General features: G+C 73.1%; 14 protein-coding genes. 6 read left to right on the forward strand and 8 right to left on the reverse strand.

Annotated elements, in window-relative coordinates:
- Positions 1-20 precede the first annotated feature (20 nt).
- Positions 21-2,168: a helix-turn-helix domain-containing protein gene (locus ABZ915_RS25105; RefSeq protein WP_361807210.1), complete on the reverse strand. Its 2,148-nt coding sequence runs from the start codon at positions 2,166-2,168 to the stop codon at positions 21-23.
- A gap of 165 nt (positions 2,169-2,333) precedes the next feature.
- Here ABZ915_RS25105 and tgmA point away from each other — a divergent pair, with 165 nt between their 5' ends.
- Both tgmA and tgmB read left to right on the forward strand, forming a co-directional pair.
- On the forward strand, positions 2,334-2,525 hold the full coding sequence (gene tgmA, locus ABZ915_RS25110) for a putative ATP-grasp-modified RiPP (protein ID WP_132853957.1): 192 nt from the start codon (positions 2,334-2,336) through the stop codon (positions 2,523-2,525).
- A gap of 15 nt (positions 2,526-2,540) precedes the next feature.
- Positions 2,541-3,524 (forward strand): ATP-grasp ribosomal peptide maturase, encoded by a 984-nt coding sequence (gene tgmB / locus ABZ915_RS25115; RefSeq protein ID WP_361807213.1) that lies wholly within the window; start codon positions 2,541-2,543, stop codon positions 3,522-3,524.
- A 53-nt stretch (positions 3,525-3,577) separates the two neighbouring features.
- On the opposite strand, the gene ABZ915_RS25120 is transcribed toward tgmB, so the two are convergent.
- Together ABZ915_RS25120 and ABZ915_RS25125 are read right to left on the reverse strand one after the other, a co-directional pair.
- Positions 3,578-3,799: a hypothetical protein gene (locus tag ABZ915_RS25120; protein WP_361807216.1), complete on the reverse strand. Its 222-nt coding sequence runs from the start codon at positions 3,797-3,799 to the stop codon at positions 3,578-3,580.
- Positions 3,800-3,890: 91 nt separating this feature from the next.
- Complete coding sequence (locus ABZ915_RS25125) at positions 3,891-4,142, reverse strand: DUF5133 domain-containing protein (RefSeq protein WP_361807219.1); 252 nt, start codon at positions 4,140-4,142, stop codon at positions 3,891-3,893.
- Between the two features lie 234 nt (positions 4,143-4,376).
- On the opposite strand from ABZ915_RS25125, the gene ABZ915_RS25130 reads away from it, so the two are divergent.
- Both ABZ915_RS25130 and ABZ915_RS25135 read left to right on the forward strand, forming a co-directional pair.
- Complete coding sequence (locus tag ABZ915_RS25130) at positions 4,377-4,601, forward strand: hypothetical protein (RefSeq protein WP_361807222.1); 225 nt, start codon at positions 4,377-4,379, stop codon at positions 4,599-4,601.
- 77 nt (positions 4,602-4,678) lie between these two features.
- Positions 4,679-5,566: a Gfo/Idh/MocA family oxidoreductase gene (locus tag ABZ915_RS25135; RefSeq protein WP_361807225.1), complete on the forward strand. Its 888-nt coding sequence runs from the start codon at positions 4,679-4,681 to the stop codon at positions 5,564-5,566.
- Positions 5,567-5,640: 74 nt separating this feature from the next.
- Here the strand turns inward: ABZ915_RS25135 and ABZ915_RS25140 are convergent, their stop codons facing one another.
- Positions 5,641-5,919, reverse strand: a complete 279-nt coding sequence (locus ABZ915_RS25140; RefSeq protein WP_361807227.1) for a GlsB/YeaQ/YmgE family stress response membrane protein — start codon at positions 5,917-5,919, stop codon at positions 5,641-5,643.
- A 162-nt stretch (positions 5,920-6,081) separates the two neighbouring features.
- Between ABZ915_RS25140 and ABZ915_RS25145 the strand changes: the two genes are divergently transcribed.
- Together ABZ915_RS25145 and ABZ915_RS25150 are read left to right on the forward strand one after the other, a co-directional pair.
- Positions 6,082-7,209: a PP2C family protein-serine/threonine phosphatase gene (locus ABZ915_RS25145; RefSeq protein ID WP_361807230.1), complete on the forward strand. Its 1,128-nt coding sequence runs from the start codon at positions 6,082-6,084 to the stop codon at positions 7,207-7,209.
- Positions 7,210-7,364: 155 nt separating this feature from the next.
- Positions 7,365-7,820: a hypothetical protein gene (locus ABZ915_RS25150; protein ID WP_361807428.1), complete on the forward strand. Its 456-nt coding sequence runs from the start codon at positions 7,365-7,367 to the stop codon at positions 7,818-7,820.
- A gap of 4 nt (positions 7,821-7,824) precedes the next feature.
- On the opposite strand, the gene ABZ915_RS25155 is transcribed toward ABZ915_RS25150, so the two are convergent.
- The 4 genes from ABZ915_RS25155 to ABZ915_RS25170 form a co-directional block, all read right to left on the reverse strand.
- A complete protein-coding gene (locus tag ABZ915_RS25155; protein WP_361807233.1) occupies positions 7,825-8,004 on the reverse strand; it encodes a hypothetical protein in 180 nt (59 codons plus the stop codon).
- Between the two features lie 130 nt (positions 8,005-8,134).
- Positions 8,135-9,124, reverse strand: coding sequence for a hydrogenase expression/formation protein HypE (gene hypE, locus ABZ915_RS25160; RefSeq protein WP_361807431.1), 990 nt, complete (start codon positions 9,122-9,124; stop codon positions 8,135-8,137).
- Positions 9,125-9,194: 70 nt separating this feature from the next.
- Complete coding sequence (gene hypD, locus ABZ915_RS25165; RefSeq protein WP_361807236.1) at positions 9,195-10,319, reverse strand: hydrogenase formation protein HypD; 1,125 nt, start codon at positions 10,317-10,319, stop codon at positions 9,195-9,197.
- On the reverse strand, positions 10,316-10,597 hold the full coding sequence (locus ABZ915_RS25170; protein WP_361807239.1) for a HypC/HybG/HupF family hydrogenase formation chaperone: 282 nt from the start codon (positions 10,595-10,597) through the stop codon (positions 10,316-10,318). Before ABZ915_RS25170 ends, hypD begins: the two co-directional genes overlap by 4 nt.
- Positions 10,598-10,624: the final 27 nt, after the last annotated feature.

Raw genomic sequence — 10,624 nt, forward strand, 5'->3', positions numbered from 1 at the left:
GACGCCCCGCCGGTCTCCGGCTACTCCCCCTCGTCCGGCGCGCCGATCCGGCCGGACTTGATGTAGCGGGCCAGGTTGAGGTGGTCGCCGTGCTCCTCGCGCAGCCCCTCCGCCCACAGCACGCTCTGGGTCCCCTCGTGCTTGACCATGCCCGGGCTGACGCCGATGCGGAAGCCGCCGGGCAGGGGCTTGCCGTCCCGGTACGGCAGGAGGTCGAGCGGGGTGGGGCCGTCGGAGGCGTACACCGCGCAGTCGGAGAGGACCGCCACGGGGTACCGGCCGGTCGCGCGGGCCACCGCGAGCATCTTGCGGTGCATGTTGGTCCGCGCCTTGGCGATGACGGCGGCGCGGATGTCGGGACGCCAGGTGGGCCGGTCCAGCGCGGGCCAGCGCTCGCCCGGCCGCCAGCCGCTGCGGGCGCGCTCGCGCAGCTTGCCGATGCCGCCCTTGACCGTGGCCTTGATCGCCGCCAGTACCAGGGCCAGCTCCGGGTCCCGGTCCTTGTGGATCTCCATCGCGGCCAGGAACTCCTGGGGCGCCATGCCGGTGGTGACGCCGAGTTCGGCCATGGTGGCGATGTACGCGTCGCGCAGCCTGGTGTACCAGGCGTCCAGGTACGGGCCGTGCTCGGGCCGGACGTAGGCCTCCAGCGGGCCTACCTCGTGGCCGAGTTCGAGCGCGTACGCCACGGTCGGCGTCGCGTACCAGGCCGGGCCCTCGGGCGGCTCGCCGTCCGGGGTGAACGGGCTCGGCAGGCGCGGGTCGAGCCGGACATGGGACAGGTCGACCAGCCAGGAGCCGGGCAGCGACGGGTCGAAGGCGGGGTTGTGGAGGTGGACCGGCGCGCCGAGACCCACGACCGTGCGGTTGGCCGCCGCCGCGAACGCCATGTTGACGTCCATGCCGACGAGGTACGGCTTCATGCACTCCTCGTCGGTCAGTGGCCGGGCCCAGTCGTAGGCCTCCTCCCGCAGCACCTCGGCGGGGGTGCGCTGGTGGAAGCGCGGGAGGTGGGCGAGGAGCGGGTGGCCGTCGGGGGCCTCGCACGGGGCACAGTCCACGGCCTCGGTCAGGGCGCCCGGGTTCGGTGCGGACACCCACTGGCCGTCGTCCCGCTTGAGCGCGCGGGTCGGGGGATGCAGCGCCGTCATCAACTCCAGGCCGGTGACCGCGGTGGAGCCGCGCGGCGTCAGGACCCGGGCGGCGTACGTGCCGAGGGCGCGGGCGAGGTCGGCGGGCGGCAGCGTGGCCGCCTCGCCCCAGTGCCGGGTGTCCAGCGCGTGCCAGGAAGGGAGGCACAGTTGGACGCAGGCGCGCCGGCCGCCCTGTGCGGGGCGGTAGATCCGGGCCCACGGGCCGAGACCGCGCCTGGTCAGCAGCCAGTCGGCCTTCTTCAGCTGCCGGACCGCCTTGTGGGACTCCGGGAGACGGCCGGCGAGGCGCTCCTCGTCGGTGAGCCGGGCGGGCAGCCCGTACCGCTCGCAGGCCGCCGCCGTCAGCACCACCAGCGGATCGGCGTCCTTCCCCGACCGGTGCAGCCGTGCCTGCCCGAGCCGCGCCTCGCCGAGCGCCCACTCCACCAGCGCCGGGAGCGACCGCGCGGGCACGTCCAGCACCAGCCCGCCGACGCAGTACGCCGTCACCTCACCGTCGGCGACGTCGACCACGGCGAGCGGTCCGTGGGCGAAACGCGGGTCGACGGGCTCGGCCGGGGCGGGCTCGGCGTGAGTACGGGACCGGGAGGCCGGTGTCTTCCCGGCGCCCGGGCGCCCGGACGACGGGGGGCGGGACGGGACGGGCGCGGGGGACGGCAACGTGCCGGCCTCGGTGTCGTGTCCGCCGGACGGCTGCGGCTGCGGCTGCCCCGCATCGGGAGTTGCGTCGCCCCGGCCGGAATCCGGGGCCTCGGCCGGGTAGCGGTCGGCGAGGCCGGCGAGGAGCCGCCGGTAGGCCTCGAGGCGTTCTCCCCTGGGCTCGGCGCGGCCCGCCTCCCAGGCCTCGATGCTGGGCACGCGTACGCCGAGGGCCTGGGCCACGGCGGCCCGGGTCAGTCCCGCCGCCTCCCGCAGCCGCGCCCGTTCCGCCGGGGCGGGCAGCACGGTGCCGCCGTCGACGGCGGCGAGCAGCGAGTCGACCGCCGCGAACAGCTCATCGGGCTGGTCCGTCATTTCCACATCCGTCTTTCTACCTGACGCCCTGCGGGATGCTATCTCAGCACTCACGCAACAACGCTCCGCAGTTTTCCCAGCTTCCGGCCGTGATCACGGAGAGTAAGGAAACCAACCACCCGTTCGATTCGTATAAGGAGGTGGAAGCCGAAACAGGGAGAGACCATGCAACCGTTCACGCTCAACTACGCGCGCCCCGCTGTGCAGTTGGACGTCACCACTCCGTACGCGTATGACTCCGGACTGCAGTTGAACGTCTTCCCCGACGGGCGGATCGCCGCGACCGACCACGCGACACTCAGAGCACTGGGGACCACGACCTCCACCGCCGGCTCCAAGACGCACTTCGACGACTGAGCCGGGCCCCGCAAGATGACCGTGCTCATCCTGACCACCGAAGAGGACGTGACCGCCGACATGGTGGTCCTCCGGCTCAACGAGTCGGGCGTCCCGGTGGTCCGGTTCGACCCCGCCGACCTGACCCGTGGCGTCGCCCTGTCGGGCGAGTACGTGCACGGCGGCTGCCGCGGACACCTGTCCGTCGGGGGCCGGCTGGTCAGCATGAACGGCCTGCGCTCCATCTGGGTGCGCAGGCCGGGAGCCGCCGCCGCCCGCGCCGCCCAGCCGTCGGACTGGCTGACGGAGGAGTCCTCCCAGGCGCTGTACGGCATGCTCCGCTCGACCGACGCCCGCTGGATGAACCATCCGGACGCGGCCCGCCGGGCCCGCCACAAGCCGTGGCAGCTCCGGGCCGCCCAGCGCAGCGGGCTCGCCGTGCCGGCCACGCTGATCACCACGTTCCCGCAGGCCGCCCGGGAGTTCGCCGAGCGCTTCCCGGATCTGGTGGTCAAGCCGGTCTCCGGCGCGCACCCGCAGGAACCGCCACGCGCGGTGCCCACCAGCCGGGTCGCCCCGGACACCGACTTCGCGGCCGTCGCCTTCGGCCCGACGCTGCTCCAGCGCCGGGTCGCCAAGCGGGCGGACATCCGGCTCACCGCCGTCGGGGAGCGGCTGTTGGCCGCCCGCAAGCCGGTGGCCCCGGACGCGCACCCGGACGACGTGGACGTCCGTTTCGCCCCGTCGGCCGGCCCCTGGGCCCCCGTGGATGTGCCCCCGCGGGTCGCGGAGGCCGTCCACAGATATCTGAAGGACGCCGAACTCGCTTACGGGGCTTTCGACTTCGCCGAGGACGCCGACGGGATCTGGTGGTTCCTGGAGTGCAACCAGTCGGGCCAGTTCGGCTTCGTGGAGATGGACACCGGCCAGCCGATCGCCCGCAGCATCGCCGACTGGCTGGCGTGCGGCACGGCCGAACCGTGCTCATCGGCGGACGAGACGAGGAGGTTCGCCCGCTGATCACACCCGTACCGGCCGCGGCCCCGGCCGGACCGCACGCGGTGTCCGGCGCCTCAGGGCGATCCGGGCCCCGGCAGCTGCGGCATCCGCTCCCACGCCGGGGCCGGTGCCGTGGCCGGCGGCAGACCGGCGCCGGGCGCGTATCCCTGCGACCGCAGTGGCAGCATGACGACCTCCAGCTCCCTGCGCAGGCGGTCGGCTTCTCTGCGTACCCCCGCGGGTATGTCGCCGCGTTCCGCGACAAGCCGGTCGTAAATGGGAGATTCCTGGAACACCCGTCAACATGCCTTTCCGACAACGGCCCATGAACATGGGCACGGTTGACGAGTGTAAGGATCCGGGCGGGTGCGCGTACGGGTTCCCCCGTCACACGGCCAAGGAGAGCGCGCCGTCCCCTTCCGTGTCCGTTCCGGTCCACCGCCCCTCCGCCGGCAGCAGGGCGTCCGCCCGGGCGACGGCCTCGGCGATGTCCATCGTCGCCATCATCACGCACAGCGTGTAACTCACGTCCTCGAGTTCCCGTGTCACCGCCGGTGTGCTCCGCTCGGCCTGAGCGATCCGCAGCGTCGCGTAGCGGGTCAGCAGCTTCCTGACGGCCTTCGGGTCCGGGACCAGCACGAGGTGCCCCTCTCTAGAGTTTTGTGCACCGTATGCCCGTAAGTCCGTGGATCATGCCCATCTCGCGCGCCACGCCGTGGAGATGACGCGATCGTGTCGCACGCGAGCCGGGGCGGGGGTCTTCGTGCGGCCACCGGGCCGGAGCAGGGTCTTCACCATTCCCTCACCCGCACCGCACGCATCCGTGACCCCGTTGCGAGCACCCGGAGTGTGTTGTCCGGAAAAGGGGGTGACGTGGTCGTCGTCGCCGTACTGCTGCTGCCGCTGCTGGCCGCCCTGCTGGTGGTCATGGACCGGATGGAGGAGCACCTGCTCACCTCCGCCCCGGCCGGGCCACGGCATGCCGGCCGGCGCAGGCACCTGCGTCTGCTCCGGGGCGACCGGCGCAGTGGGCCGGCGGAGCACGCGCGGACGGCGATCGCGGGCGGGCGGCCCACGGCGGAGCGGCCGGCCGCCTGAGGCACCGCGTTCCCTGGGGCCCCGTCCTCCCCTCCCCTCCCCTCCCCGACGAGCCCGGAGTGTGCGACGCTGGCGCGATGCGCATCGGACTGCTCGGCACCGGCCCATGGGCCCGTATGGTGCACGCACCGGCCCTGAGCGAGCACGAGAAGGCGGAGCTCGTGGGCGTGTGGGGGCGGCGCGCGGACGCCGCCGCCGAACTGGCGGAACGTCACGGCACGCTTGCCTACGACGACGTGGACGCCCTGTTCGCCGAGGTGGACGCCGTCGCCGTCGCCCTGCCGCCGGACGTCCAGGCCCCGCTCGCCGAGCGTGCGGCCCGCGCCGGATGCCATCTGCTGCTGGACAAGCCGCTGGCCGCGACGGTGCCGCAGGGCCGGGCGGTCGTCGACGCGGTACGGGATGCCGGGGTCGCCTCGGTGGTCTTCCTCACCACCCGGTTCCAGCCCGAGACCGAGGCGTGGATCGCCGAACAGGCGGACCGTGCGGACTGGTTCACCGCACGGGCGGACTGGCTCGGCGCGGTGTTCACGACGGACAGCCCGTTCGCGGCCTCACCGTGGCGCCGGGAGAAGGGCGGCCTGTGGGACGTCGGACCGCACGCCCTGTCCGTGCTGCTGCCCGTCCTGGGCGACGTACGGCGCGTGGCGGCCGCGGCGCACGGCCCCGGGGACACCACCCATCTGATCCTGGAGCACGCCGGGGGTGCCTCCAGCACCTTGACGCTGAGCCTCACCGCCCCGCCCGGGGCGGCCGGAGCCCGCGTCGAACTGCGGGGGGCCGCCGGGGTGACCGCGCTTCCGGAGAGTTCCGAGGGCGCCCTCGCCGCCTTCGGCCGGGCCGTGGACGCGCTGATCGGCGCCGCCCGCACGGGTCGGCCCCACGCGTGCGACGCCGGTTTCGGTCTGCGCCTGACCGAGATACTCGCCGCGGCCGATGCCCTGCTGCCCGAGCGGGCCGGCTGAACACCGCGGCTGTCCGGGGCGGGTGCGCAGGGCTCGCGTCCCTCGCGTACCGAGCCCTGCCCCCACCGTGGGTGTCATGCGTGCCGGTGTGTGTGCCGGTCGCCGCTGACGAGCCGGTACAGCACCAGCAGGATCAGCGAACCGACGATCGCGGCGATCCACGTCGACAGGTCGAAGAAGCCGTCGATGGAGTCGACTCCGAAGATCACCTTGCCCAGCCAGCCGCCGAGCAGGCCACCGGCGATGCCGATCAGCATGGTGATGATGACACCCCCAGGGTCCTTGCCCGGCAGCAGCAGTTTGGCGATGGCACCGGCCAGCAGACCGATCAGGATCCAGGCGATGATGCCCACTTGTTCCTCCACAATCCGTCGGAAATCCGTGCTCCTTACGGATGTGCCGAGACCGTGTGGGCAAACCTGGAATTCGTGGAAACGTAAAACACGCGGGACCGTTCGGTACGGCGTTCAACGATTTGCCGGGCCCGGGCGGGCGGCCGGGCGTAGCGTGGGCATGTGGGCAGGGTGGGCGTCCGGCCGTCGAGCCGGGATGCGGACCGCTCCGGCTGGCTGCGGGGAGCGCCGCCGCCGCGCTGGGTGCGGGTGCTGCCCGTGGCGCTGCTCGTGGGCGTGACGGCGATCACGGTGGCCAGTCCGCGTCCGCTCGACATCGGCTTCATGCTGGGCGCCATCCCCCCGCTGGCCGTGCTGTCGTACGGGCCGCTGGCGACCGCCGTGCTCGGCGGTCTGGCCATCGGGCTGCTGAACGTCCCGGCCGCGAATCTGGACCGGCCGGGCAACACCGACCTGCTCACCATCTGTTTCGTCTCCCTGCTGAGCGTGTTCGTCTCCTATGTGCGCAGCCACCGCGACGCCCAGCTGGTCACCGAGCGGACGGTCGCCGAGGCCGTGCAGCGGGCCGTGGTGCCCCCGTTGCCGGAGCGTGTGGGGCCGGTGGGGTGCGTGGGCCTGTACCGGGCGGCGCAGCAGGGCACGCTGGTCGGCGGGGACTTCATCGACGTACGGATGAGCCGGCACGGCGTGCGGGCGGTGATGGTGGACGTGCAGGGGCACGGGCTGGCGTCGGTACCGACCGTGGTGTCCCTGCTGGGGGCGTTCCGGGAGGCGGTGCTGGACGAGCCGGATCTGGAGTCGGTCGCCGCGCGCCTCGACCGCAGGCTCAGGGTGGACTCGGCGGCGGTCCGGCACGCCGAGCTGTTCGCCACCGCGGTCTTCCTGGAGTTCTCCTGCGACGCCCGGTCGGTGCGCATGGTGGCCTGCGGTCATCCGGCGCCGCTGCTGCTGCACGCGGGGCGGGCCCGCGAGGTCGAGATCGTGCCGGGGGCTCCGCTCGGGCTAGGGCTGACCGATCTGGACCCGCCGAAGGAGGCCACGGTGGAACTGCGGCCTGGCGACAGGCTGTTCCTGGCCTCGGACGGTGTCTGGGAGGCCAGGGACTCCGCCGGCACGTTCTATCCGCTGGGCGACCGGCTCGGCGCGCTCGCCGAGGGCGATCCGGCCGGGCTGCCCGGCCGGGTGTGGGCGGATCTCGTCCAGTACTGCGGCATCGTCCTGGACGACGCGACCATGCTGCTGCTGACACCGGAGCCGGTGCCGCCGGAGATCGCCACTCCGTCGTGCTGAATCACTCCTGAGTCACTCCTGGCACGGTGGTCACACAAACGCCACGCTGCGCCACCCCTTCCGCCACATAGAAATATCTACCAGCATGCATATGCCGACTTGGGGTGCGGTCACCCCGTAGCGCCAGATATCAGCCGGAGCAGCGCATGAACACGATGTGGACGCAGAGCGTGGAGTGGCTCGCCGCCGCCGCGCCGGACCCCCGGGCCTGCAAACGGGAGTGGGACCACGGCGACGGGGTCGCGCTGCTGGAGGCCGGCCGTTTCTGGGACCTGCTCAGCGTGCCCGAGCGGCTGGGTCTGCTCACCCTCGATCTGCTCTGGCAGCCCGCGCTGCCCGTCCCCGGGCCCACCCTCGTGGACACCGTGGCCCACCGGGTCGGCTTCTTCCTGCCGCCCGATCCGGCCGGCCGGTGGATCGGCTCCGGACTGCGGTACACGACCAAGGGCGCCTGGGTGGCCGTCCCCCCGCCGTACCGGCCCACCCGGTCCCTGGAGTGGCTGATCCCGCCCGACGGCACCGGCTCGCTGCACTTCCCCTCCACCCTGGAACTGGCGCTGCGCCAGGCCAACGGCACCCTCGCCGTCCTGGCGCCGACACACGACGGCTGACCCCTCAGCGGTGCCCCGGGACGTCGGATCCGGCGGGGACGGTACGGCCCTCGGCGCGCCACTCCGAGACCAGCTGGGCATGGATCGGCTCGCGCGTGCGCAGCGCGGCGGCCGGTGCGGCGGGCCGGAGGAACGCGGGTTCCGGGCACCGTGAGCGCCGGAGCGCGAAGGGAAGTCGGTCCATGCCGGTGCCAACGCGCACCGCGCGCCGGTGGTACGCGGGCACCCCGGGCGCTCACCGGCCCGGGTGAGCCCATCGCCCGATCGGGCGATGCGCCGGTCCGACAAGCACACGATGCCCGGGGCGCGTCGCGTCAGCAGATCCGGGGCAGCTGCTCCCCGATCGGCATGTCGACCACCCGGGTGCCGCCCAGCCCGGTGCGGGCCACCACCATTCCGGGATGGCCGGCCACCGCCTCACCGATGATCGCGGCCTGAGCGCCCAGCGGATGGGCCCGCATCGCGGCCAGGACGGCGTCGGCGTGCTCGCGCGGCACGAAGGCCACCAGTTTGCCCTCGTTGGCGACGTAGAAGGGGTCGAGACCCAGCACCGCGCAGGCGTTGGCGACGGCGGGCGGGACCGGCACCTCCCGCTCGGTGATGACGACACCGGTGCCGGAGGCGGCCGCGATCTCGTTGAGGGAGGCCGCGAGACCGCCACGGGTGGGGTCGCGCAGCACGTGCAGATCCGGGGTGACGGCGAGCATGGCCTCGACCAGGGAGCCCAGCGGCGCGCAGTCGCTGACGATCTCCACCCCGAACTCCAGGCCCTCGCGCACGCTCATGATGGCCACGCCGTGCACCCCGACCGGACCGCTGACGATCACCACGTCACCGGGCACCACCCGCTGCGGGCGCAGGTCGACCCCGTCGGGCACGAGACCGATGCCGGCGGTGTTGACGTAGATCCCGTCGCCGTGACCGGCCTCGACCACCTTGGTGTCGCCGGTGGCCACCTCCACGCCCGCCGCCCGCGCGGCCGTGCCGAGCGCCTCGGCCACCCGGGAGACGGTCTCCAGCTCCACGCCCTCCTCCAGGATGAACCCGCAGGAGAGGTAGGCGGCCCGGGCGCCGCTCATGGCGAGGTCGTTGACGGTGCCGTTGACGGCGAGGTCACCGATGCTGCCGCCGGGGAAGAACAGGGGCCGTACGACATAGGAGTCGGTGGAGAAGGCCAGCCGGGCCCCGCCCAGGGACACGGTGGCGGCGTCGCCCAGCTGGGCCAGGGTGGCGCCGCCGAAGGCCGGGGCGAAGACGTGCTCGACCAGTTCGGCGGAGAGCGTCCCGCCCCCGCCGTGGCCCATCACGATCCGGGGCTGGTCGCGCAGCGGGGCCGGGCAGGTCCAGCCGGTCAGGTCCAGGGTGTCGGTGGTGTCAGGCAACGGGGCTCGCCTCCCGGGCGGCGGGGTCGGTCTCCAGGCGCCGGTAGAGGTAGTACGCGGCGCAGGCGCCCTCGCTGGAGACCATGGTGGCCCCGAGCGGGGAGCGCGGGGTGCAGCGGGTGCCGAACGCCTCGCACTCGTACGGCTTGATCAGGCCCTGGAGGACCTCGCCGCTGCGGCACTCGGCGGGTTCGCGGGTCTGGATGTCCTCGACGGAGAAGCGGAACTCGGCGTCGTACTCGCGGTACTTGCCGGACAGCCGCCAGCCGCTGTCGGGGATCACGCCGATGCCCCGCCAGGCCCGGTCGGTGACCTCGAAGACGTCCTGGAGCATGGCGCGCGCGGCCGGGTTGCCCCCGGCCTGCACGGCGCGGGCGTAGGCGTTGTCGACGCGGTGCTCGCCGCGTTCCAGCTGGGCCACGCTGCGGCGGACGCCTTCGAGGATGTCCAGGGGTTCGAAGCCGGTCACGACGATCGGGACGCGGTGCCGCTCGGCCAGCTCCGGGTACTCGTCGACGCCCATGACGGTGCACACGTGCCCGGCGGCCAGGAAACCCTGCACCCGGCACTCCGGGGAGCGCATGATCGCCTCGATGGCGGGCGGGACCCGGACGTGCGAGACCAGCAGGCTGAAGTTGCGGATGCCCAGCTTGCGGGCCTGGTGGACGGTCATCGCGTTCGGGGGCGCGGTCGTCTCGAAGCCGATGCCGAAGAACACCACCTGACGGTCCGGGTGCTCCTCGGCGATCCGCAGGGCGTCCAGCGGCGAGTAGACCACCCGGACGTCCCCGCCTTCGGCGCGCACCTGGAACAGGTCGCGTCCGGTGCCCGGCACGCGCAGCATGTCGCCGAAGGAGCAGAAGATCACCTCGGGGCGGGAGGCGATCTCCAGCGCCTTGTCGATGACCTCCAGCGGGGTCACGCACACCGGACAGCCCGGGCCGTGGATCAGCTCGACCTGCTCGGGGAGGAGCTGGTCGATGCCGTGGCGGATGATGGAGTGCGTCTGCCCGCCGCAGACCTCCATCAGGGCCCAGGGCCGGGTCACCGTGGCGTGGATCTCGTCCAGCAGCCGGCGGGCCAGCTTCGGGTCCTGGAACTCGTCGATGTACTTCACTTGTGCGTCTCCTCGCCCGCGGCCGCTTTCCAGGGGTCTCCGAACTCCTCCTCGAGCATGCCGAGTTCGGCGAAGAGTTCGAGCGTCTGCCGCGCCGACTCCTCGTCGAGGCGCTGGAGCGCGAATCCGACGTGCACGATCGCGTACTCGCCGACCTGGAGGTCGGGCAGGTACTCGAGGCACACGTCCTTCACGACGCCGCCGAAGTCGACGGCGGCCATCCGGGTGCCGTCGCGTTCCTGGATGTCCAGCACTCTGCCGGGTACGGCAAGGCACATGGGTCTCTCCTCGCTGTGGGATCAGCC

Source organism: Streptomyces sp. NPDC046915 (genome assembly GCF_040644935.1).
Classification (GTDB): domain Bacteria; phylum Actinomycetota; class Actinomycetes; order Streptomycetales; family Streptomycetaceae; genus Streptomyces.